At 60.4% G+C, this 20,018-nt stretch carries 24 protein-coding genes; 11 read left to right on the plus strand and 13 right to left on the minus strand.

What is annotated here, in order from left to right:
- Positions 1-21 precede the first annotated feature (21 nt).
- On the minus strand, positions 22-492 hold the full coding sequence (locus tag P8S53_RS14995; RefSeq protein WP_277804778.1) for a hypothetical protein: 471 nt from the start codon (positions 490-492) through the stop codon (positions 22-24).
- 117 nt (positions 493-609) lie between these two features.
- Complete coding sequence (irr, locus tag P8S53_RS15000) at positions 610-1,047, minus strand: Fur family transcriptional regulator Irr (RefSeq protein WP_277804779.1); 438 nt, start codon at positions 1,045-1,047, stop codon at positions 610-612.
- 136 nt (positions 1,048-1,183) lie between these two features.
- Here irr and fabA point away from each other — a divergent pair, with 136 nt between their 5' ends.
- From fabA to P8S53_RS15015, 3 genes are read left to right on the plus strand one after another with little or no spacing between them, the layout of a single operon-like run.
- Positions 1,184-1,693: a bifunctional 3-hydroxydecanoyl-ACP dehydratase/trans-2-decenoyl-ACP isomerase gene (gene fabA / locus P8S53_RS15005; protein WP_277804780.1), complete on the plus strand. Its 510-nt coding sequence runs from the start codon at positions 1,184-1,186 to the stop codon at positions 1,691-1,693.
- A 41-nt stretch (positions 1,694-1,734) separates the two neighbouring features.
- A complete protein-coding gene (fabB, locus tag P8S53_RS15010) occupies positions 1,735-2,964 on the plus strand; it encodes a beta-ketoacyl-ACP synthase I (RefSeq protein WP_277804781.1) in 1,230 nt (409 codons plus the stop codon).
- Positions 2,965-2,974: 10 nt separating this feature from the next.
- On the plus strand, positions 2,975-3,763 hold the full coding sequence (locus P8S53_RS15015) for an enoyl-ACP reductase (protein WP_277804782.1): 789 nt from the start codon (positions 2,975-2,977) through the stop codon (positions 3,761-3,763).
- Between the two features lie 78 nt (positions 3,764-3,841).
- On the opposite strand, the gene P8S53_RS15020 is transcribed toward P8S53_RS15015, so the two are convergent.
- The 4 genes from P8S53_RS15020 to P8S53_RS15035 are packed head-to-tail and all read right to left on the minus strand — an operon-like array spanning position 3,842 to position 7,925.
- Positions 3,842-4,216 carry a CrcB family protein gene (locus tag P8S53_RS15020; RefSeq protein WP_277804783.1) on the minus strand — a complete coding sequence of 125 codons (375 nt, stop codon included), beginning with the start codon at positions 4,214-4,216 and terminating at the stop codon, positions 3,842-3,844.
- 2 nt (positions 4,217-4,218) lie between these two features.
- Positions 4,219-4,650 carry a CrcB family protein gene (locus P8S53_RS15025; protein ID WP_277804784.1) on the minus strand — a complete coding sequence of 144 codons (432 nt, stop codon included), beginning with the start codon at positions 4,648-4,650 and terminating at the stop codon, positions 4,219-4,221.
- Positions 4,651-4,695: 45 nt separating this feature from the next.
- Entirely contained in the window at positions 4,696-7,224 is a 2,529-nt protein-coding gene (locus P8S53_RS15030; protein ID WP_306417948.1) for an ABC transporter permease, read from the minus strand.
- Positions 7,224-7,925, minus strand: coding sequence for an ABC transporter ATP-binding protein (locus tag P8S53_RS15035; RefSeq protein ID WP_277804786.1), 702 nt, complete (start codon positions 7,923-7,925; stop codon positions 7,224-7,226). The genes P8S53_RS15030 and P8S53_RS15035 overlap by 1 nt, the downstream gene beginning before the upstream one ends.
- Here P8S53_RS15035 and P8S53_RS15040 point away from each other — a divergent pair.
- Positions 7,915-8,643: an arylesterase gene (locus P8S53_RS15040; RefSeq protein ID WP_277804787.1), complete on the plus strand. Its 729-nt coding sequence runs from the start codon at positions 7,915-7,917 to the stop codon at positions 8,641-8,643. The genes P8S53_RS15035 and P8S53_RS15040 overlap by 11 nt on opposite strands.
- A 125-nt stretch (positions 8,644-8,768) precedes the next feature.
- Positions 8,769-9,935: a methionine adenosyltransferase gene (metK, locus tag P8S53_RS15045; protein ID WP_277804788.1), complete on the plus strand. Its 1,167-nt coding sequence runs from the start codon at positions 8,769-8,771 to the stop codon at positions 9,933-9,935.
- Between the two features lie 103 nt (positions 9,936-10,038).
- Here metK and P8S53_RS15050 read toward each other — a convergent pair whose 3' ends face one another.
- Both P8S53_RS15050 and P8S53_RS15055 read right to left on the minus strand, forming a co-directional pair.
- Positions 10,039-10,209: a hypothetical protein gene (locus P8S53_RS15050; RefSeq protein WP_277804789.1), complete on the minus strand. Its 171-nt coding sequence runs from the start codon at positions 10,207-10,209 to the stop codon at positions 10,039-10,041.
- Positions 10,210-10,447: 238 nt separating this feature from the next.
- Positions 10,448-11,476: an FAD-binding oxidoreductase gene (locus P8S53_RS15055; protein WP_277804790.1), complete on the minus strand. Its 1,029-nt coding sequence runs from the start codon at positions 11,474-11,476 to the stop codon at positions 10,448-10,450.
- A 57-nt stretch (positions 11,477-11,533) separates the two neighbouring features.
- On the opposite strand from P8S53_RS15055, the gene mnmD reads away from it, so the two are divergent.
- Complete coding sequence (gene mnmD / locus P8S53_RS15060) at positions 11,534-12,193, plus strand: tRNA (5-methylaminomethyl-2-thiouridine)(34)-methyltransferase MnmD (RefSeq protein ID WP_277804791.1); 660 nt, start codon at positions 11,534-11,536, stop codon at positions 12,191-12,193.
- On the plus strand, positions 12,190-13,062 hold the full coding sequence (locus P8S53_RS15065) for a DMT family transporter (protein ID WP_277804792.1): 873 nt from the start codon (positions 12,190-12,192) through the stop codon (positions 13,060-13,062). Before mnmD ends, P8S53_RS15065 begins: the two co-directional genes overlap by 4 nt.
- Before the next feature lie 56 nt (positions 13,063-13,118).
- On the opposite strand, the gene argF is transcribed toward P8S53_RS15065, so the two are convergent.
- The 3 genes from argF to P8S53_RS15080 all read right to left on the minus strand — a co-directional run bounded on the left by argF (position 13,119) and on the right by P8S53_RS15080 (position 15,846).
- Positions 13,119-14,045 carry an ornithine carbamoyltransferase gene (argF, locus tag P8S53_RS15070; protein WP_277804793.1) on the minus strand — a complete coding sequence of 309 codons (927 nt, stop codon included), beginning with the start codon at positions 14,043-14,045 and terminating at the stop codon, positions 13,119-13,121.
- 76 nt (positions 14,046-14,121) lie between these two features.
- On the minus strand, positions 14,122-15,297 hold the full coding sequence (locus P8S53_RS15075; protein ID WP_277804794.1) for an aspartate aminotransferase family protein: 1,176 nt from the start codon (positions 15,295-15,297) through the stop codon (positions 14,122-14,124).
- Positions 15,298-15,510: 213 nt separating this feature from the next.
- Positions 15,511-15,846, minus strand: a complete 336-nt coding sequence (locus P8S53_RS15080) for a DUF2794 domain-containing protein (RefSeq protein ID WP_277804795.1) — start codon at positions 15,844-15,846, stop codon at positions 15,511-15,513.
- A 146-nt stretch (positions 15,847-15,992) separates the two neighbouring features.
- On the opposite strand from P8S53_RS15080, the gene P8S53_RS15085 reads away from it, so the two are divergent.
- The 4 genes from P8S53_RS15085 (at position 15,993) to smpB (ending at position 18,916) form a co-directional block, all read left to right on the plus strand.
- Positions 15,993-17,120 (plus strand): S-(hydroxymethyl)glutathione dehydrogenase/class III alcohol dehydrogenase, encoded by a 1,128-nt coding sequence (locus P8S53_RS15085; protein WP_277804796.1) that lies wholly within the window; start codon positions 15,993-15,995, stop codon positions 17,118-17,120.
- A complete protein-coding gene (locus P8S53_RS15090) occupies positions 17,117-17,623 on the plus strand; it encodes a GNAT family N-acetyltransferase (protein ID WP_277804797.1) in 507 nt (168 codons plus the stop codon). Before P8S53_RS15085 ends, P8S53_RS15090 begins: the two co-directional genes overlap by 4 nt.
- A 68-nt stretch (positions 17,624-17,691) precedes the next feature.
- Positions 17,692-18,396, plus strand: a complete 705-nt coding sequence (locus P8S53_RS15095) for an NYN domain-containing protein (protein WP_277804798.1) — start codon at positions 17,692-17,694, stop codon at positions 18,394-18,396.
- A gap of 46 nt (positions 18,397-18,442) precedes the next feature.
- The gene (smpB, locus tag P8S53_RS15100) at positions 18,443-18,916 is read left to right on the plus strand and encodes an SsrA-binding protein SmpB (RefSeq protein ID WP_277804799.1); all 474 of its coding nucleotides are present in this window, start codon (positions 18,443-18,445) and stop codon (positions 18,914-18,916) included.
- Between the two features lie 6 nt (positions 18,917-18,922).
- Here smpB and P8S53_RS15105 read toward each other — a convergent pair whose 3' ends face one another.
- Together P8S53_RS15105 and P8S53_RS15110 are read right to left on the minus strand one after the other, a co-directional pair.
- The gene (locus P8S53_RS15105; RefSeq protein WP_277804800.1) at positions 18,923-19,639 is read right to left on the minus strand and encodes an LrgB family protein; all 717 of its coding nucleotides are present in this window, start codon (positions 19,637-19,639) and stop codon (positions 18,923-18,925) included.
- Positions 19,632-19,994, minus strand: coding sequence for a CidA/LrgA family protein (locus P8S53_RS15110; RefSeq protein WP_277804801.1), 363 nt, complete (start codon positions 19,992-19,994; stop codon positions 19,632-19,634). Before P8S53_RS15110 ends, P8S53_RS15105 begins: the two co-directional genes overlap by 8 nt.
- Between the last annotated feature and the right edge of the window lie 24 nt (positions 19,995-20,018).

Genomic DNA, 20,018 nt, shown 5'->3' on the forward strand with positions numbered 1-20,018 from the left:
AGGCCGCGCCGCCTGCCATGTTCAGGGAAAGGCTTCCAGGTGAAGGGTTGCCATACAGGCGTCGGGGCCAAATGTTCCGGCCCATATATCGTAACGGCCTGCCTGCGCAGAACGCAAGCGAATAACCGGGTCCAGGCCCTCATCGTCATCATTGAACAACCATGCTGCACCGGGCGTATTGATCAGCAAGACAGTATCGCAGCCATCGTCAGCGGTGATCTTGAAGCGGATCTTACGGTCCTTGGCATTGCTGCTTAGATATACATGGAAATCCGGCTGGCGCGCCACGAATCCCACGCCGTCAAACTGCGAACAATTCCACAAGCTCAGGTTTCCGCCCGCAGTCACACCATGGCTGCGTTCAGACCAAAGATCATCTTCGCTGTAGCTTAGGTCTTTTCCGGCCGGAAGCGTAAAATCGGGGCATTGCGTGGCCGCAGCCCCCAAAGGCGCAAGCGCCAGCGCGACAGTCGCGGCAATTATGAAACGCATCTATTCCCCCAAAACGGCAAAGAACCTGCGCCTGAACTGTTCCCAAAACACTGATTGAAGGAACGACAAGTTCACAACCGCTGATGCTGTGCAAGACCGCAGACCTGGCAGATGCGCCTATTTGCGTCGCAGCCTGATAACCACATCCACCCGAGAGATTTCTGCCCCTTCAGGGGCGGCAGGCAGTCGGGAAAAGGCCACCTCGCCGGACGGGGCGTCGGTCAGTTGCTGGCTGTCTTCCCAGAAATAATGCGGATGCTCTTCCACGCAGGTGTCGAAATAGGACCGCGTTGCATCCACGGTGATTTCGTTCATCAATCCTGCATCACAAAACGCGCGCAGGGTGTTGTATACTGTCGCAAGCGAAACCGATTCCCCGCTTTCCTTTACAGCAAGAAACAGGCTTTCGGCGGTAACGTGCCGGTCGTGCCCGTCCCCCACCAGTAAACCTGCCAGTGACAGCCGCTGTCGCGTGGGCCGAACCCCTGCGCGGGCAAGCCAGTCTGCCCCGGTACTTAGGGCGTCATCATTAAGTTGTGCAAAATCCGTATCCATAGGGTGTATATAGAGCTTGTTGCACATGAATTTCAAATGAAATTCACTTGGCCGGCCCGCAATCTGTCGTGATGCGCGGGCTTGCATGACTTTGCGGCACGGTGCTAGAGGAAGAAAAGCCATGCAGGAGAATTTCATGTCCCAGTTTCCGACATCCTTTGACAAAGAGGGCCTGTTGGCCTGCGCACGCGGTGAATTGTTCGGACCGGGCAATGCGCAACTGCCTGCGCCACCAATGCTGATGATGGACCGGATCACCGAAATCTCTGGCGATGGGGGCGCGCATGGCAAGGGCCATGTGGTGGCGGAATTCGACATCACGCCCGACCTGTGGTTTTTTGACTGCCACTTTCCCGGCAATCCGATCATGCCCGGTTGCCTTGGGCTTGACGGCTTGTGGCAACTGACCGGGTTCAATCTGGGCTGGCGCGGCTGGCAAGGGCGCGGCTATGCGCTGGGTGTGGGTGAAGTCAAACTGACAGGCATGGTCCGCCCTGACCGCAAGATGCTGACCTACAAGGTAGATTTCACCAAGGCCGTGCAAACGCGGCGCCTGACCATGGGCGTTGCCGATGGCATTGTCGAAGCGGATGGCGATGTCATCTATATGGTCAAGGATATGAAAGTCGCGCTGTCGGAAAGCTGAAGCGCCAATCCAACAACAGGCCAACAACAGGGAGGACGCCCATGCGTCGCGTTGTCATTACCGGGCTGGGGATCATCTCGCCCATCGGGAATTCTACGGATGAAGTTGCGGCCAGCCTGCGCGCGGGCCGGTCGGGCATTGTCTTTGCGCCCGAATATGCCGAACACGGGTTTCGCAGCCAGATTCACGGCATGCCACAAATCACGCTGGAAGATCATATCGACAAGCGCAACCTGCGCTTTATGGGGCCGGGTGCGGCTTATAACTTCCTGTCGATGGAACAGGCCATTGCCGATTCCGGTCTGGAAGACAGCGATGTGTCAAATGAACGCACCGGCCTGATCATGGGGTCGGGCGGTCCATCCACGTCCAATCTGTTTCAGGCGCACAAGATTGTTATCGAAAAAGGCAGCCCCAAGCGTATGGGGCCATTCATGGTGACGCGCGGCATGTCGTCCACGAATTCCGCCTGTCTGGCCACCCCGTTCAAGATCAAGGGTGTGAACTATTCCATCACGTCCGCGTGCTCGACTTCGGCGCATTGCATCGGCAACGCGACAGAGCTTATCCAGATGGGCAAGCAGGACGTGATTTTTGCAGGTGGCGGCGAAGAATTGGACTGGACGCTGTCTTGTCTGTTTGACGCGATGGGCGCCATGTCGTCGAAATACAATGACGCCCCCGATACGGCCGCGCGCGCATTTGATGCCACGCGCGACGGGTTCGTGATTGGCGGCGGTGGCGGCGTTGTCGTGCTGGAAGAACTGGAACATGCCAGGGCGCGCGGCGCAAAAATCTATGCCGAGGTGACAGGCTACGGCGCCACATCCGACGGGTATGACATGGTCGCCCCATCGGGCGAGGGCGGCGAGCGGTCCATGCGGCTGGCACTGTCCACCCTGCCGCAGGGGCGCAAGGTCAGCTATATCAACGCGCACGGAACATCGACCCCCGCAGGCGACGTGACCGAAGTCGAAGCCATCCGCCGCATTTACGGTGAAGGAAACGTGCCCCCCATATCATCGACCAAATCCCTGACAGGCCACAGCCTTGGGGCGACAGGTGTGCAGGAAGCGATTTATTCGCTGCTGATGATGCAGGGCCGGTTCATTGCCGCATCGGCCAATGTCACCCAGCTTGACCCTGCCATTCAGGACGGGGAAATTGCAACCAAGCTGGTCGAGGATGTGGAACTGGATTCCGTGCTGTCCAACAGCTTCGGATTTGGCGGAACCAACGCGACACTTATCATGAGTGCGATGCGTGACTGAGGGGCATTCGATGGCGGGATTGATGGCTGGCAAACGCGGTCTGGTGATGGGCGTTGCCAATGAACGCTCCATCGCGTGGGGCATTGCCAAGGCGATGGCCGGTCAGGGCGCGGAACTTGCCTTCTCATATCAGGGAGAGGCATTTGGCAAACGCGTCGAACCGCTTGCGGCCTCGCTCGGGTCCGACATTCTGGTGGATGTCGATGTCACGAATGAAGCATCGCTTGATGCCTGTTTCGATGTGTTGAAATCCCGCTGGGGAAGCATGGATTTTCTGGTCCATGCCATCGCGTTTTCCGACAAGACCGAACTGACAGGCCGGTTCCGCGACACCAGCCGCGCCAATTTCAAGCATTCGCTGGAAATAAGCTGTTACAGCTTCATCGATCTGGGGCGGCGCGCATCCGAGTTGATGCCCAATGGCGGCACGCTGCTGACACTGACCTTTCAGGGGTCCAACACAGTGACACCGTTTTACAACGTCATGGGCGTGGCGAAGGCCGCGCTGGAAAGTTCGGTGCGCTATCTGGCCAATGATCTGGGTCCAGAAGGTATTCGCGTGAATGCCATCAGCCCCGGCCCGATGAAAACCCTTGCCGGTGCGGCCATCGGGGGCGCGCGCAAAACCTATCGTCACGCCGAAACCAACGCCCCCCTGCGCAGCAATGCAACACTGGAAAGCGTGGGCGGCACAGCGGTCTATCTGGCATCCGATTACGGGGCTTTCACCACGGGCGAGATCATCCATGTCGATGGCGGTTATCATGTGATGGGCATGCCGCAGGTCGACAATATCTGACGACGCATATGGCATATCATTCAGGGAAAAGGGGGCAGTCTGCCCCCCTTTTTCGTGGGCCGTTCCGCACCACCGCCGTCATCTGGTGGCTGAATTGCGCCCCATGCCCAGCCGATACCCTGCGGCTGTCGCACCGACCCACAACACCAGCGACACCGTGCCATAGGCCAGTGCAGCAACTGCCCCGGTTTCCAGCAAAACCAGAACTTCAAACGAGAATAGCGAGAAGGTCGTGAACCCGCCGCAAAACCCCGTCATCAGAAATGCGGTCGCAATGGGGCGCAGTGTGCGGGTTGCCAGATAGCCGATAAGCGCGGCACCCAGAACATTTGCCGCCAGCGTCGCAATATAGGCCGCATCCGGCAGCAGGTGCAGCGCGGCCAGACTTAACGCTATGCGCGCACCCGTGCCCACGGCCCCGCCAATGCCCACCGCCAGAAGTGTGCCCCGCATCCTCAGCCCCCCCAGACGGCCGGGGACAACAGCCATGCCCCCAGAACCACGCCCAGCCCCGCCACGACCGGACCGGATACCGCAGACCCCAGCGCATTCGCACAAGCCGCGCGCCGGTCCCCTGCCTGCCATAGCGTCAGAGTTTGCAGCGCAAGCGTCGAAACGGTGGTATAGCCCCCCAGAACGCCAAGCATGAAAACCGCAAGCACCGGGGGCGTGCCCGCCGCAATTGCAGATAACGGCGCGCCGTCTGACCGCGCCAGCAACGCGCCAGATGCCAGCCCCAGCATGGCGCTTCCCGACAGGTTCACGACCAGCGTGCCCCAAGCCAGATGCACGCGACGTGCAATCCAGGACGACAGCGTTGCGCGCGCCATCGCCCCCAGCCCGCCACCTGCGGCAATCGAAACGAAAAGGGTCAAATCAGGGTGCATGGGCAAGCTATAACCTGCTTGCCCATGGGTTGGAATACATCCGGTTCAGTCCTGCGCGCGCAAAATCTGTGCAGGACGCACGGCAAGCGGACGCAGCGCAAAGGCAAGCCCCGCCAGCAATGTGGCCAGAACACCGCCTGCGATAACCGCAAGTGCTGGCAGCCACTCGAACTGATAGCTGGCCTCCATCACAAAGCGCATCACGGCCCAACTGGACAGCGCACCAGCCCCAAGCGCCACACTGCCCGCCGCAGCCCCCATCAGCGCAGAGCGCAGCGCGAAACTGGCCAGAATACCGCGACGCGACGCGCCAAGGGTTTTCATGACAGCCGCTTCGAACACACGCGCGCGTTCCCCTGCTGCTGCCGCCCCGATCAGCACGACAAACCCTGTCAGCAACGTGGCAAGTGCCGCAAAACTGGTGGCCGTGGCCATTGTGGACAGCGCTTCGGTCACGCGTTCTGCCGCTTCGCGCACGCGGATCGCGGTGATATTGGGATACATATTGGACAGATCGCGCAAAATCGCGCCTTCAGCCGCTTCCAGCGCATAGACCGTGGCAATATGGGTATGCGGGGCTGCGCGAATGGGGTCGGGGGTCATGACCATGACGAACCCGATACCGCCGGTGGAAAAATCCACCTCTCGCAGATTAGCGATTTCGGCGGTGATGTCGCGGCCAAGAACGTTGATGGTCACAGTGTCACCGACACCCAACCCCAGATCAGCGGCCTGTTCGGCCCCGAAACTGACAAGCGGCGGGCCGGAATAGTCCGCGTCCCACCACGCGCCCGCGGTCAGGCGTGTGCCTTCGGGCGGGGTGGCGGAATAGGTTATGCCGCGGTCGCCGCGCAGCACCCAATGCCCCGCCGCCGGATGGTCGCGCGATGGAATGCCGTTCAGTTCTGTGACAACGGCGCGCAGCATGGGCGCGGTTTCAACGCGGTCCACATTGTCATCGCGGTCCAGCCGTTCCAGAAAACCGTCCAGCTGCGTGTTCTGGATGTCCAGAAAGAAATAGCTGGGCGCGCGGTCTGGCAAATCCGTAGAAATCGCGCGGCGCAGATTATTGTCAATCTGGCCCACTGCGGCAAGCACCGTCAGGCCCAGCCCCAGCGACAGAATGACAGCCCCTGCCCCTTCGCGCGGGTTGCCAATCGCGCCCATGGCCATGCGCAGCGCCGTGTGCCCGCGCAAGCTGCGCGACCGCGCGGCGCGGCGCGCAAGCGCACGCACGGCCCACGCGGCCAGTGCAAGCACGCCCAATGCGCCAAGCACCCCGCCTGCGGTTGCGAAAGCCAGCATCGGCACCGCCGCGAATGCGGCCGCTATCGCCACCAGCCCCCCCACCAACGCCAGTGTGACCAGCATATAGGGCCAGCGCGGCCAGCCTTGCGCATTTTCATCAACCCCGCGAAAGATAACCGCCGCACGCACATTTTCAGTGCGCGCCAGCGGCCACAGCGTGAATATCAACGCCGTCAGCGCGCCGTAAATCGCAGCCTCGATCAGTGCCTTCGGGTGCAGGCCGATATGCAGGTCTACAGGCAGTTGATCCGCAACCAAAGGGGCCACAGCAAAGGGCACGACCGCCCCCAAGGCAAGGCCCAGCGCAAGGCCCAGCGCAGTCAGAACCCCGATCTGCATCAGATAGACCGCAAGGATGGTGCGACTTTCGGCACCAAGGGTTTTCAGTGTGGCAATCACATTGGTCTTGCCGTCCAGATAGGTGCGCACCGCCGCAGATACGCCCACCCCGCCCACGGCCAGACCGGCCAGACCGACCAGCACAAGGAAGGATGACACGCGTTCAATCACGCGCTGAACCTGTGGCGCCGCATTGCGGCTGTCACGCCAGCGCACGCCAGCGCCATCAAACTGGCTGTTCACGGCAGCCCGCGCCTGATCCAGATCGCGCCCGTCCAGAAGCAGGCGATAGTTCACTTCGTATAGCGTGCCGGGGCCAAGCAATCCCGCATCCTGCAACGCGTCGGATTTGACAATCGTGCGCGGGCCAAAGCCGAAATTCGCACCCATCCCGTCGGGTTCGCGGGTCAGATGCGCTGTCAGGCGAAATTCCTGAACACCAAGGCGGAACACATCGCCAAGTTGCAGATCCAGCCGTTCGGCCAGAATACGTTCCATCACACCACCGGGCAGGCCATCTTGCACGGCCAATGCCTGTTCCAACGGGATTTCAGGGTCAAGCCCGACGGCACCTACCAGCGGATAGGCCGCATCAACCCCCTTGACCTGGGTGACAGACCGTTCGGCGCTGTCACCCTGTCCGGCCACAGCCATGGACCGGAAATCAACCGCTTCGGACACCGCGCCCGCGAACCCGTCGATCCAGTCGCGTTCCTGCGGTGTTGCAAAACGGTAGGTCATGCGCAATTCCGCATCGCCCCCCAGAAGCGTGGCCCCTTCGCGCGCAAGCCCGTCGTCAATCGCGCCACGCACGGACCCGACAGCCGCAATCGCGCCCACACCCAATGCAAGGCAGGCCAGAAACACCCAAAACCCGCGCAAGCCGCCGCGCAATTCGCGCCGCGCAATCGCCCATGCCACGCGCATCATTCGGCGGCCCTTGCAGTTGCGCGGTCTTCACCTTCAATGCGGCCATCGGCCAGACGGATGACACGGTCGCAGCGCGCGGCAAGTTCGGGCGCATGGGTCACAAGGATCAGCGTGGCCCCATGCCTGTCGCGCAGGCCAAACAGCATTTCCATAATCGCCTGCCCGTTCACCCCGTCCAGATTGCCGGTCGGTTCATCCGCCAGCAATATTTCAGGGCGCGGGGCCGCAGCGCGCGCCAGTGCGACGCGCTGCTGCTCGCCGCCCGACATTTGCGCGGGGTAATGGTCCATCCGGTGGCCCAGACCAACGGCGCGCAATTCCTCTTCTGCGCGTTCAAACGCATCGCGCTTTCCGGCCAGTTCCAAGGGCGTGGCAACATTTTCCAGCGCGGTCATTGTCGGGATCAGGTGGAAAGACTGGAACACAACCCCCATATGTGACCTGCGAAACCGGGCAAGGGCGTCTTCGTTCAGCGCGGTCAGATCATGGCCAAGGGCCGAAACCTGACCGGCAGTCGCACGTTCCAGCCCGCCCATAAGCATCAGGAGGGATGATTTGCCAGACCCAGAAGGCCCGACCAGACCAAGGGTTTCCCCGCGCGTGACATCCAGTGTGATACCGCGCAAAATCTCGACCGGCCCGGCATTGCCTTGCAGGGTCAACCCCGTATCCTTGAGCGAGAGAATAATGTCAGTCATCAAATCCGTCCTTTGCGTGCCCCTATCGAACCCATATGGGGTTTTTACCCCGTTCGGCAAGCGCTGCGGTGCAGCGTGTGCAGGCATAACGCTGGCTTTGGGCCTTTCCGTCGGTGCGGCGGGTGCAGAACCGTTGCGCCTTGTGGCATTGGGGGATTCCCTGACCCAGGGATACGGCCTGCCTGCCGATGACGGGTTCGTTCCGCAGTTGCAGGACTGGCTGCACGCGCAGGGCCATGACGTGATCGTGATAAACGCAGGCGTGTCTGGGGACACAACTGCGGGCGGGCTGGCCCGACTGGACTGGACCTTGGCCGAACCTGTGGATGCAATGCTGGTTATCCTTGGGGGGAACGATCTGTTGCGCGGCATTGACCCTGCCGCAAGCCGCGCCAATCTGGACGCCATCCTTGCCCGCCTGCAACAAGAAGATATTCCCGCCATGCTGGCAGGCATGCCCGCACCGGGGAACTACGGCCCCGAATTTCGCGACGCCTTCGATAGCATGTATCCCGAACTGGCACAGGAATACGACGTGCCGCTGGTGCCCAATTTCATGCACCCCATGACCGAGAAAGCAGATGCCGGTGCAAGCTTCGCAGACCTGATGCAGGACGATCATATTCATCCCAATGCAGACGGGGTCGCGCTGATTGTTGACGGCATCGGGCCACAAATTGCCGCGTTCATCGATACTGTAGCGCCTGCGACACCATAACGTGCGGGCAGCTGTGAACAGTTGTGCAGCTTGAAACTTGTTGATAAGCGCTAGAACAAATCTGAACTAAGTATAACGGGGCAGTCCGAAGGGGCTGCCCCAAAACAGGAACGGGTGGCCCGCATATGGCAAGAAACAATTTCACTTTCACATCGGAATCCGTTTCAGAAGGACACCCCGACAAGGTTTGTGACCGCATTTCTGATGCGGTGCTTGATGCACTTCTAGCAGAAGAAGAAACCGCACGCGTCGCCTGCGAAACGTTCGCCACCTCATCACTGGTTGTCATCGGCGGCGAAGTCGGGCTGACAGACCCCGAGCGCCTGAAGGATTATATGGGCCGCATTCCGCAGATCGCGCGCGATTGCATTCGCGATATCGGGTATGAACAGGACAAGTTCCACTGGAACACCTGCCATGTGCTGAACTTCCTGCACGAACAATCCGCACATATTGCCCAAGGGGTGGACCGTGACGGCGCGGGCGATCAGGGGATCATGTTCGGCTATGCCGTGGATGACACGCCCGAACTGATGCCCGCACCCATCCAGTATGCCCATAAAATTCTGAAACGCCTGTCCGAGGTGCGCAAATCCGGTCAGGAACCGACCCTGCGCCCTGATGCAAAAAGCCAGCTTTCGGTCCGGTATGAAAACGGCAAACCGGTCGAGGTGACATCCATTGTGCTGTCCACCCAGCATGCTGATGAAACCCAGACATCCGACGACATCCGTGCGATTGTCGAACCCTATATCCGCGAAGTGCTGCCGTCCGACTGGATCACCCCCAAGACCGAATGGTGGGTCAACCCGACCGGCACTTTCGTAATCGGCGGCCCTGACGGGGATGCGGGCCTGACCGGACGCAAGATCATCGTTGATACATATGGCGGTGCGGCACCGCATGGCGGCGGTGCGTTTTCTGGTAAAGACCCGACCAAGGTGGACCGCTCTGCGGCATATGCGGCGCGCTATCTGGCCAAGAATATCGTGGCCGCCGGCATGGCGCAGCGCTGCACGTTGCAGCTGTCCTATGCCATCGGGGTGGCAAAGCCGCTGTCCATTTATGTCGATACACATGGCACCGGGCAGGTTGACGACGAAGCGATCGAACGTGCAATCGCACAGGTGATGGACCTGACGCCACGCGGCATCCGCGAGCATCTGGGGCTGAACCGCCCCATCTATGAACGCACTGCCGCCTATGGCCATTTCGGGCGCGCGCCTGAATCGGATGGCGGGTTCAGCTGGGAACGCACCGACCTGATTGATGCGCTAAGAAAAGAAGTCTGACCGTCAGACGGAACCAAAACGCCAATATCTCGGACGGGCACAATCTGCAACGCTGCCGGACGGGCCTGTGCCCGTCCTTTCGGTGGCAATGACGCAATCTGTTCTAGTGTCGAAAGATGCGGATATGCGGCGGCGCACTGAACATATCCAGCTTCATGCTTGTCAGCCGTGTGCGGACAGGATCGATGGTGATACCGTCATAAACGGCAAGCAGTGCCTGCGGGACCGCACGCGCGGGAAAACGCTTGGGTAGAATAACTGCATCATAGGTCATGTTGCCAACCTTCGTTTCAGACCGAAGCATTCTGCATCCGGTTCATAAAGGTTAACACCGGACTTGTGGCACAAATCAGGCAGAATGCGAATATTTTTGCGATATGCAATAACCGCAAGCTGCAAAAAGGTTAATTACGCGTGTCAGTGGAAACAATGTCGGGCGCTTTGCGAAAATAACTGTGGGCAGGGGAAACGAACCACGCCCACACACCTGCAAAACGCAACTTCGGGTCATCCTACCTCAGTCGAAACTCATCTGGCACGCGATCAACACCGTTCAGCACAAGGTCAGCCATCAGTTCAGCCAGCACAGGGGCCATTGCAAACCCGATCTTGAAGCCGCCATTGAACACATATTGCCCCGTTTTTCCGGGCCATGCCCCCATTAACGGCGCCCGGCTGCTGGCGCGGGGGCGCACCCCTGCCCAACGTTCCAAAACCGGCGCATGTGCCAGCGCAGGGCAAACATCCCGCGCACGCATGATCAACGCATCACATTGCGCATCAACCGTGTCGGGCGCGTCAAAATCACGCTCGCTCGTGGACCCGACCGCTATTGTTCCGTCCCCATGCGGGACAATATGCAAGCCGTCGGCAAATATCTGGGGGGCATCATTGGCCGCATAGCCCAACAGGGCTGCCTGCCCTTTGACCCCGCTGCCAACCTTATAGCCAAGATCGCGCGACAACGCGGCCAGCCCCTCGTGCCCTGTGGCCCAGACCACGGGCGCGTCTGCCTGCGGGCTGTCCCCGATGCGGAACTGGCCGCCCAGCGCCTGAAACGCCCCCAAAAGCGCGCGCCCCGCCTGCCTTGGGTGCACTCTTGCCGTCAGCGTATCATGGACGACCCAGCCCGATGGCGCGGCCACCGCCAGCCCCGGCGCGCTGTCACTGCGCAAGACCCGCCACTGTGCGGCCCCCTGCCACAATCTTGCCGCGCCCGCTTCGCGCGCATGCGCAAGATCCAGCTTGCCGTCTGGCACCGGCTGCACGCGCCCCAGACGCGCATATCCGGGATTGATGCCTGCGCGCGATGCCACGGCACGCCAGAATTCCTCGGCGCGGATCAATGCATCAAACTGAAACGCCTTCTTGGCATTCCAGTTTTCCGGCACATGCGGGGCCAGCGCGCCAACGATCCCCCCGCTTGATCCGGCCCCTACGCCGCGCGCGTCCCGCAGATGAACCTGCGCGCCCCGCTTTGCGCAGCTATAGGCCAGCGCCAGCCCGAACACCCCCGCCCCCATGATGGTCACATCGGCCATTGTCATTTCCCCTACGCGACTGCATGACTGTTCACATGTGTCATAAAGCAGAGCGGCATGAACGACCAGATTGCAGATATAACCTGGAAAGATAACCGAACCCCTGTGGCGGCGCGGTTTGATGACCCCTATTTCTCGCTTGCGGACGGGTTGGCGGAAACACGGCATGTGTTTCTTGCAGGCAATCGCATAGACCAGCGCGCAGGGCCGGGTTTTCATATTGCAGAACTGGGTTTCGGCACCGGCTTGAACCTGCTTGCGACGGCTGATGCGCTGGCAGGGCGGACCGGCCCCGTGCATTTCACCAGTTTCGAGGCCTACCCCATGCGCGCCACAGACATGGCCCGCGCGCTTGCCCCCTTCACCGCACTGGATACCGCCCCCCTGCTGGACGCGTGGTCACAGGGCTTGCGCCAGTTCGCGCTTGGCCCCTTGCAGGTGCAAATCGTCATAGGGGACGCGCGCGACACAGTGCCATTGTGGAACGGTCAGGCAGATGCATGGTATCTGGACGGGTTTTCACCGGCCAAAAACCCAGAGCTTTGGACCGACACCCTGATGGCGCAGGTGGCCCGCCACACCCGCAAGGGGGGCACTTTTGCAACCTATACGGCCGCAGGTGCTGTGCGCCGCGCCATTGCTGCCGCAGGTTTTGATGTCACACGCGAACGCGGATTTGCACATAAGCGACATATGACAACAGGAACCCTGTCATGAGTGTGGTGCAAAACAATTCCCTTGGCATCTGGCTGATGTGCGTCACGGCCTTCATCTTCGCCATGCAGGACGCCATGTCCCAGCATCTGGCAGGGGAATATAATGTCTTTATGATCATCATGATCCGGTACTGGTTTTTTGCCAGCTTCGTGATCGTGGTTGCCGCGCGGCAGGCAGGCGGAATTCGCAAGGCGGCCGCCACAACCCAGCCTGTGCTGCAAATCTTTCGCGGGGTGTTGCTGGCGCTGGAAGTCTGCGTGATGGTCACCGCATTTGTGATACTGGGGCTGGTGGAAAGCCATGCGGTGTTTGCAGTCTATCCGTTGCTGGTTGCGGCGCTGTCAGGACCGGTTCTGGGCGAAATGGTCGGCTGGCGGCGCTGGACCGCCATCGGGATCGGCTTCATCGGGGTGCTGGTCATCCTGCAACCGGGTTACGGGGTGTTCAACCCCGCCGCCCTGATCCCGCTTCTGGCAGCCTTCATGTTCGCGCTTTACGGGCTGTTGACGCGCTTTGCCGCGCGGCGCGACAGTGCGGCTGTCAGTTTCTTCTGGACGGGCACTGCGGGGGCCGTGACCATGACACTGATCGGCGTCTGGTTCTGGGAACCAATGGCACCGGGCGATTGGGTCTGGATGGGCATCTTGTGCATGACATCAGCCTTCAGCCATTTCCTGCTGATCCGCGCCTATGAAGTGGCCGAAGCCAGCGCGGTGCAACCCTTCGCCTATCTGCAATTGCCCTTTGCAGCGGCGGTCGGCCTGCTGCTGTTCGGCGAAACCCTGCGCAACAATGTGGCCCTTGGCACATTGGTTGTGGTCGGCGCGGGGTTGTTCACGCTTTGGCGGGCAAGACAGGTGAAAGCCTGACCTGACCTGCCTTTTGTCGCGCGCCTTTTGTCATGGCCAGAGGGTTGCCATGCACCTCAGCCTGCGAAGCAATAGCGCATGATGGCCTTTTGTGCATGCAAGCGGTTCTCTGCCTCGTCAAACACCACGGATTGCGGACCATCCATAACGGAGTTTGTAACCTCCTCCTCGCGGTGCGCGGGCAGGCAATGCATGAAAAGCGCATCGGGTTTCGCATGGGCCATCAGCGCATCATTGACCTGATAGGGGCGCAGCAGGTTGTGGCGGCGTTCACGGTTTGACTGGCTGTCATGCATGCTGACCCAAGTGTCAGCGACAACAAGATCTGCGCCCGCGACCGCGCGCACAGGATCACGAATAATCTCGACCTGCACCCCTTGCGCGCGGGCAAGGGCCACAAATTCGGGTTCGGGGTCCAGCGCTTCGGGACCAGTAAAGACCAGGTTAAAGCCGAATTGCCCGGCTGCGTGCAGGAAAGAGGCACACACATTGTTGCCGTCCCCCGACCAGACGACACGGCGCCCCGCAATCGGCCCGCGATGTTCTTCAAAGGTCTGGATATCCGCCATGATCTGGCAGGGATGGGTGCGGTTGGTCAGCCCGTTGATGACCGGCACAGAGGCATATTCGGCCAGTTCATGCAGCACCGATTCTTCAAATGTGCGGATCATGATCATATCGACATAGCGCGACAGAACACGCGCGGTGTCTGCAATGGTTTCCCCATGGCCAAGCTGCATTTCAGACCCGGACAGAACCATCGTCTGCCCCCCCATCTGGCGCACACCGACATCGAAGCTGACGCGTGTGCGGGTCGAGGGTTTTTCAAAGATCAGGGCTACCATGCGATTGCTGAGCGGCTGTTCGTCATCGGGCGCGGCCATTGGCCTGCCTTTGCGCGCGGCCTTCATGGCATGCGCCTGATCAATGATCGCGCGCAGATCGGATGTATCGGTTGTGTGAATGTCCAGAAAATGAGGCATGGGTCGAACCTTTTGACTGCGGGAAGGGGCGAGGGCGCTGCCCTCGCGCTCCCGGGATATTTTTACCAGAATGAAATCAGGCCAAAGCAGTGGCCGCACGGTCAAGCCGGGTCACACCGTCAGAGATTTCTGCTTCGGTGATTGTCAGCGGTGGCAGCAGGCGGATGACATTGTCGGCAGCAGGCACTGTCAGAAGATGCTCGGCCTGCGCGGCCTTGACCAGATCGAGGTTTGGCACGCGGCACTTCAGCCCAAGCATCAGCCCCAGACCGCGCACATCTTCAAAAACACCCGGATGGGCGGCAACAAGGGCTTCCAGTCGCTGGCGAAAAAACCCTGCCTTGCGGCGCACATCATCCAGAAAATCCGGCGCGGTTATAATCTCTACCACCTTGGCGCCGACGGCACAGGCCAAGGGGTTGCCGCCATAGGTGGACCCATGCGTGCCTGCGGTCATGCCCGATGCCGCCCTGGCTGATGCGAGAACCGCACCAAGCGGAAAGCCCCCGCCGATACCCTTGGCGACCATCATGATGTCGGGCGTAATACCTGCCCATTCATGCGCAAAAAGCCGCCCCGTGCGGCCCATACCGCATTGCACTTCATCCAGGACCAGAAGCGCGCCGGTCTGGTCGCACAGCGCGCGCATGTCTTTCAGGCACTGATCCGGCAAGGGGCGGATGCCGCCTTCTCCTTGCACCGGTTCGATCATTACAGCCGCGACAGATGTATCAAGGGCTGCACGCAGCGCATCATGATCCCCCCATGGCAGCACCTTGAAACCAGGCATCAGCGGGCCGAAGCCTTTGGTCATTTTCTCGGACCCGGCGGCGGCGATGGCCCCGGTCGAGCGGCCGTGAAACGCGCCCTCAAATGTCAGGATGGTGGGGCGGTCTTCACCGGATTCATACCAGTATTTGCGCACCATCTTGATTGCCAGTTCAGCGGCTTCTGTACCGGAATTGGTAAAGAATGCCGTGTCGGCGAATGTGTGCTCGACCAGGGCTTCGGCCAGTCTGGCCTGCGCGGGAATGTCATAAAGGTTGGAGACATGCCAAAGGGCCTGCGCCTGTTCGGTCAATGCCTGCACAAGTGCCGGATGGGCATGGCCCAGCGCATTGACTGCAATCCCTGATGTCAAATCAAGATAGCGCGTGCCGTTTTCTTCGATCAGCCATGTCCCTTCACCGCGGCGGAACGCCAGCGATGTACGGCTATAGGTCGGCAGAACAGCTGGAAATTGTGCAGTCATCGGCATCATCCCGTTCAGGCAAAGCATTGACCTGCCAAAGCATTGCGGACAAGTCAACGACGGTTTTTATTTGGAAGGATCGATTTGGCGCGCGCTGTGGCAGCGCATGCGCAGGAACACTTACACCGCGTCAGCGGCGTCGCAAGATCAGGTGATATGCATATGTTGTGTTCATCATCAGGCCTTTAGCACCGGCATTCGGGGCTGTAAAGCCTATTCACCGATGACGCGCAGCAAACGCCGTTCAAGCACTTTGAGAACCTGAACCAGATCATGCCCGCGTTTCAGGATTTGCCCGTCCATGCTGATGACCGCATACATGCCTTGCCTGTTTCGCAGATGCGGATGCTTTTCTATACGGTAGAGCGGTGTTTCAGCCGTGCGCCGGAACACCGAGAACACGGCGGAATTGCGCAAACACGAAATCCCGTAATCACGCCACTCCCCCGCGGCCACCATCCGGCCATAGAGCGACAGGATCACCGAAAGCTCTCGTCGGTCAAAGCTGACCTGTTGTTCTGTCACGCGGGGCGGGTTTTGCATGTTCATGGGCAGAGTTTGTGACTGAAACCTGCGAAAATCAAGCCTTCGCGCGGGGCATTGTTTTTTTCACCCCGAACTGCCGCTTTCGCTTGCAGCCTGCCCCTGTGCTGCTTCACACTGGGGCAAACCGAAAATCCCAGGAGGACCCCACAATGCGCACACGTGCCGCAGTCGCCCTTGAAGCGGGAAAACCCCTTCAAATCATGGAGGTAAACCTTGACGGGCCAAAAGCCGGCGAGGTTCTGGTCGAGATCAAGGCAACAGGCATTTGCCACACAGATGAATTCACGCGCTCGGGCGCGGACCCGGAAGGGCTGTTCCCGAGCATTCTGGGCCATGAGGGCGCAGGCGTGGTGGTGGAAGTGGGTGAAGGGGTCACGACCCTGAAGCCGGGCGATCATGTCATCCCGCTTTACACGCCCGAATGCCGCGAATGCTATTCCTGCCGGTCGGGCAAGACCAACCTGTGCACTGCAATCCGTGGCACGCAGGGCCAAGGGCTGATGCCCGATGGCACGACGCGGTTTTCCATGCTCGATGGCACACCGATTTACCATTACATGGGCTGTTCAACCTTCGCCAACCACACGGTGATGCCCGAGATTGCGCTGGCCAAGGTGCGCGACGACGCGCCGTTCGATAAGATTTGCTATATCGGCTGCGGTGTGACCACGGGCATTGGCGCGGTCATCAACACGGCAGGCGTGGAAATCGGGTCGACGGCGGCGGTGTTCGGGCTGGGCGGCATTGGCCTGAATGTAATTCAGGGCCTTCGCATGGCGGGCGCGGACATGATCATCGGGGTCGACCTGAATGACGGCAAGGAAGAAATGGCGCGCAAATTCGGGATGACGCATTTTATCAACCCGTCCAAGGTTGAAAATGTCGTGGCCGAGATTGTGCGGCTGACGCAGCGCGGGGATGACGCGATCGGGGGCGTGGATTACAGTTTTGATGCCACCGGCAATGTGAAGGTGATGCGTGACGCGCTGGAATGCAGCCACCGTGGGTGGGGGGTGTCGGTGATTATTGGTGTGGCCCCTGCGGGAGCCGAGATATCAACGCGGCCGTTCCAGCTGGTCACAGGGCGCGTGTGGAAGGGCACGGCGTTTGGCGGGGCCAAGGGGCGCAGCGATGTGCCGAAATTCGTGGACTGGTACATGAATGGCAAGATCGAGATCGATTCGATGATCACGCATAAGCTGACACTGGACCAGATCAATGAGGGTTTTGATCTGATGCATGAAGGCAAGTCCATTCGCGCGGTGGTCGAGTTTTGAGTAAAACCGACACGGGCGGGGTGCATCTGCGCCCCGCAACCAGCGCGGACCACCCGGCGCTATGGGCGATGCTGGAGCCGGTATTCCGCGCAGGCGACACTTATGCGATTGATCCCGCAATCAGCCGCGAGGACGCGTTGGCATGGTGGTGCGCGGGCACGCATAACGCGTTTGTGGCACAAACCGGCGGGCAGCCCATGGGCAGCTACTACATCTGCCCCAACCAGCAGGGCGGCGGGGCGCATGTCGCCAATTGCGGATTTGTCACAGCAGCGGCGGCGCAAGGGCGCGGGGTAGCGCGACAGATGCTGGAGCACGCGCTGGAGACAGCACGCGCACGCGGCTATCTGGCCATGCAGTTCAACTGCGTCGTGTCCAGCAATACCCGCGCCGTTGCAACGTGGCAGGCCAACGGGTTTGACATTGTCGGTCGCCTGCCCCGTGCATTCCGCCACCCTGTGCAGGGCTTTATTGATGCCTATGTGATGTACCGGACGTTGTAAGGGGGCGCTGCCCCCGTCCCCTGCGGGGCCTCCCCCGGGATATTTGATCCAGAATGAAAGAATGAACCATGGCGCGTACAGGTATTCCACTGCTGGCAGTCTTGATCGACGCGGATAATTCATCACCCAAATGGGTGGAGGCGATATTCGAAGAGATTGCAGGGCTTGGCGAGGCCAGCGTGCGGCGCATCTATGGGGATTTTTCGCGCGCGCAGATGTCGGGCTGGCAGGAAAAGCTGCCGAGCCTGGCGCTGGTCCCACATCACCAGCCCGCCAATACTGTGGGCAAGAATTCCAGTGATATTGCGCTGGTTATTGATGCGATGGACCTGCTGCATACGGGGCGGTTTGACGGGTTTGTGCTGATCAGTTCGGACAGTGATTTCACGCGGCTGGCAAGTCGTATCCGCGAGCAGGGACTGGATGTCTACGGGATCGGGCAGCAAAAGACGCCGGAGGCATTTCGCAAAGCCTGCAAGCGGTTTATCTTTGTCGAGAATATTCTGCCGGAAGCCGACCCCGAACCTGCCGAGAGCCGAAAATCCCACCCGTCAAAGGCCGTGCCCTTGATCAAGGCTGCGATGCAGGCCATCGACAAGGATGAAGACTGGTTTTCACTGGGGCAGGTCGGGCAGTTTATTGTTGCGGCCAATCCCGATTTCGACGCGCGCAACTACGGCTGCGCGAAATTGAGCGAGCTGGTCGCCAGATCAGGCGCGTTTGAATTGCGCAAATCTTCAGGCAACAGCATGCAGTTGCGCCTGAAACCCTAGACAGAGCCCCTAGACACGGGCGCGCACGCCCCTTATCTGCACTGACATGGCCAAGAAATCTGACCCCAATTACCGCATTATCGCTGAAAACCGCCGCGCGCGGTATGATTACGCCATTGAAGAAGATCTTGAATGCGGGATCATGCTGCACGGGTCCGAGGTAAAATCCCTGCGTGAGGGCAAGGCCAATATTGCCGAAAGCTATGCCACGGTCGACAATGGCGAATTGTGGTTGGTGAATTCCTACATCGCGCCCTACAAGCAGGCAAATATCTGGGGCCATGAAGAACGCCGCCGCCGCAAGCTGCTGGTCAGCAAACGCGAGATGTCGCGGCTTTGGGCGGCGACCGCCAAGGAAGGCATGACGCTGGTGCCGCTGGTGATGTATTTCAATCATCGCGGGTTGGTGAAGATCAAGATCGCCATCGGCAAGGGCAAAAAACTGGCCGACAAACGCGCGACCGAGGCCAAGCGCGATTGGGACAAGCAAAAGCGCCGCCTGATGAAGGAACTGGGCTGACGCTGCCTATTGGAACAACCCCAGCGCCCAAGGGGCAAGCAGCGCGGTCAGCAGGGCATTCAGCCCCATGCCGATGCCAGCAAATGCGCCCGCCTGCGGATTGACCTGAAACGCGCGGGCCGTGCCGATACCATGGGCCGCAACACCCACGGCAAAGCCGCGCGCGCGCCAGTCACGAATGCCCATCATGTTCATCATGGGTGTTATGACAATGGCCCCGATCATGCCGGTCAGGATGACCAGAACCGCCGTCAATGTGGGCGACCCGCCAAGGTTCTGGCTGATGCCCAGCGCCACGGGTGCCGTGGTGCCCTTGGGCGCAAGGGTTGCCAGCAATTCGGGCGACAGGCCCATCGCATGGCCGATTGCCAGTGCGGACAACACCGCCATACCAGACCCTGCCAGCAACGCTGCCACAATCGGCAGCGCCGCGCGACGCACTGTGGGCCAGTTCAGCCACAGGGGCACGGCCAGCGCGACAGTGGCAGGGCCAAGCAGGAAATGGACGAATTGCGCCCCCTCAAAATACGTCGCATAGCTGGTCTCGGTGGCCCAAAGCAGGGCTGCCAGCAAGATAACCGCCACCAGAACCGGATTGACCAGCGGCGCGCGCGCTGCACGTTGCGCCAGATAATCCCCCGCCAGATACGCGATCAGCGTTGCACTGAGCCAGATCAGCGGGGTTTCGGCCAGATAAGACCAGATTTCGGCGAAATCACGCATCTTCGCCCCCTTTCGCACCCGTCAGCCGCGCCACGAACACAAAGGTCAGCACACCCGCCGCGATCGCCAGCACTGTGGAGGCAACAAGCGCCACCCCCAGTGCCAGCCCGTTTTCCCCCAACTGGCGCAAATGCCCCACCACACCCACGCCCGCAGGCACGAACAAAAGCGACAGGTGGCGCAAGATCCCTTCGCCCGTGGGGCGCATGAAATCGCCCAACCGCGGCACTGTCAGCATCAGCAAGAACAACAGCCCCATCCCCAGCACCGGGCCGGGGGCAGGCAGTCCGAACAAACGCGACAGGGCTTCGCCCGCCAGTTGGCACAGCAAGATCAGGGCAAGGGCATGGATCATGGGAAAACCTTTTTGTTGCTTTTC

Source organism: Roseinatronobacter sp. S2, from assembly GCF_029581395.1.
Classification (GTDB): domain Bacteria; phylum Pseudomonadota; class Alphaproteobacteria; order Rhodobacterales; family Rhodobacteraceae; genus Roseinatronobacter.

Bases quoted from the DNA above. Each gene is read 5' to 3' on its own strand.
- P8S53_RS14995 (WP_277804778.1), bottom strand. From the start codon at position 492: ATGCGTTTCATAATTGCCGCGACTGTCGCGCTGGCGCTTGCGCCTTTG.
- irr (WP_277804779.1), bottom strand. From the start codon at position 1,047: ATGGATACGGATTTTGCACAACTTAATGATGACGCCCTAAGTACCGGG.
- fabA (WP_277804780.1), top strand. From the start codon at position 1,184: ATGTCCCAGTTTCCGACATCCTTTGACAAAGAGGGCCTGTTGGCCTGC.
- fabB (WP_277804781.1), top strand. From the start codon at position 1,735: ATGCGTCGCGTTGTCATTACCGGGCTGGGGATCATCTCGCCCATCGGG.
- P8S53_RS15015 (WP_277804782.1), top strand. From the start codon at position 2,975: ATGGCGGGATTGATGGCTGGCAAACGCGGTCTGGTGATGGGCGTTGCC.
- P8S53_RS15020 (WP_277804783.1), bottom strand. From the start codon at position 4,216: ATGCGGGGCACACTTCTGGCGGTGGGCATTGGCGGGGCCGTGGGCACG.
- P8S53_RS15025 (WP_277804784.1), bottom strand. From the start codon at position 4,650: ATGCACCCTGATTTGACCCTTTTCGTTTCGATTGCCGCAGGTGGCGGG.
- P8S53_RS15030 (WP_306417948.1), bottom strand. From the start codon at position 7,224: ATGCGCGTGGCATGGGCGATTGCGCGGCGCGAATTGCGCGGCGGCTTG.
- P8S53_RS15040 (WP_277804787.1), top strand. From the start codon at position 7,915: ATGTCAGTCATCAAATCCGTCCTTTGCGTGCCCCTATCGAACCCATAT.
- P8S53_RS15035 (WP_277804786.1), bottom strand. From the start codon at position 7,925: ATGACTGACATTATTCTCTCGCTCAAGGATACGGGGTTGACCCTGCAA.
- metK (WP_277804788.1), top strand. From the start codon at position 8,769: ATGGCAAGAAACAATTTCACTTTCACATCGGAATCCGTTTCAGAAGGA.
- P8S53_RS15050 (WP_277804789.1), bottom strand. From the start codon at position 10,209: ATGACCTATGATGCAGTTATTCTACCCAAGCGTTTTCCCGCGCGTGCG.
- P8S53_RS15055 (WP_277804790.1), bottom strand. From the start codon at position 11,476: ATGGCCGATGTGACCATCATGGGGGCGGGGGTGTTCGGGCTGGCGCTG.
- mnmD (WP_277804791.1), top strand. From the start codon at position 11,534: ATGAACGACCAGATTGCAGATATAACCTGGAAAGATAACCGAACCCCT.
- P8S53_RS15065 (WP_277804792.1), top strand. From the start codon at position 12,190: ATGAGTGTGGTGCAAAACAATTCCCTTGGCATCTGGCTGATGTGCGTC.
- argF (WP_277804793.1), bottom strand. From the start codon at position 14,045: ATGCCTCATTTTCTGGACATTCACACAACCGATACATCCGATCTGCGC.
- P8S53_RS15075 (WP_277804794.1), bottom strand. From the start codon at position 15,297: ATGACTGCACAATTTCCAGCTGTTCTGCCGACCTATAGCCGTACATCG.
- P8S53_RS15080 (WP_277804795.1), bottom strand. From the start codon at position 15,846: ATGAACATGCAAAACCCGCCCCGCGTGACAGAACAACAGGTCAGCTTT.
- P8S53_RS15085 (WP_277804796.1), top strand. From the start codon at position 15,993: ATGCGCACACGTGCCGCAGTCGCCCTTGAAGCGGGAAAACCCCTTCAA.
- P8S53_RS15095 (WP_277804798.1), top strand. From the start codon at position 17,692: ATGGCGCGTACAGGTATTCCACTGCTGGCAGTCTTGATCGACGCGGAT.
- smpB (WP_277804799.1), top strand. From the start codon at position 18,443: ATGGCCAAGAAATCTGACCCCAATTACCGCATTATCGCTGAAAACCGC.
- P8S53_RS15105 (WP_277804800.1), bottom strand. From the start codon at position 19,639: ATGCGTGATTTCGCCGAAATCTGGTCTTATCTGGCCGAAACCCCGCTG.
- P8S53_RS15110 (WP_277804801.1), bottom strand. From the start codon at position 19,994: ATGATCCATGCCCTTGCCCTGATCTTGCTGTGCCAACTGGCGGGCGAA.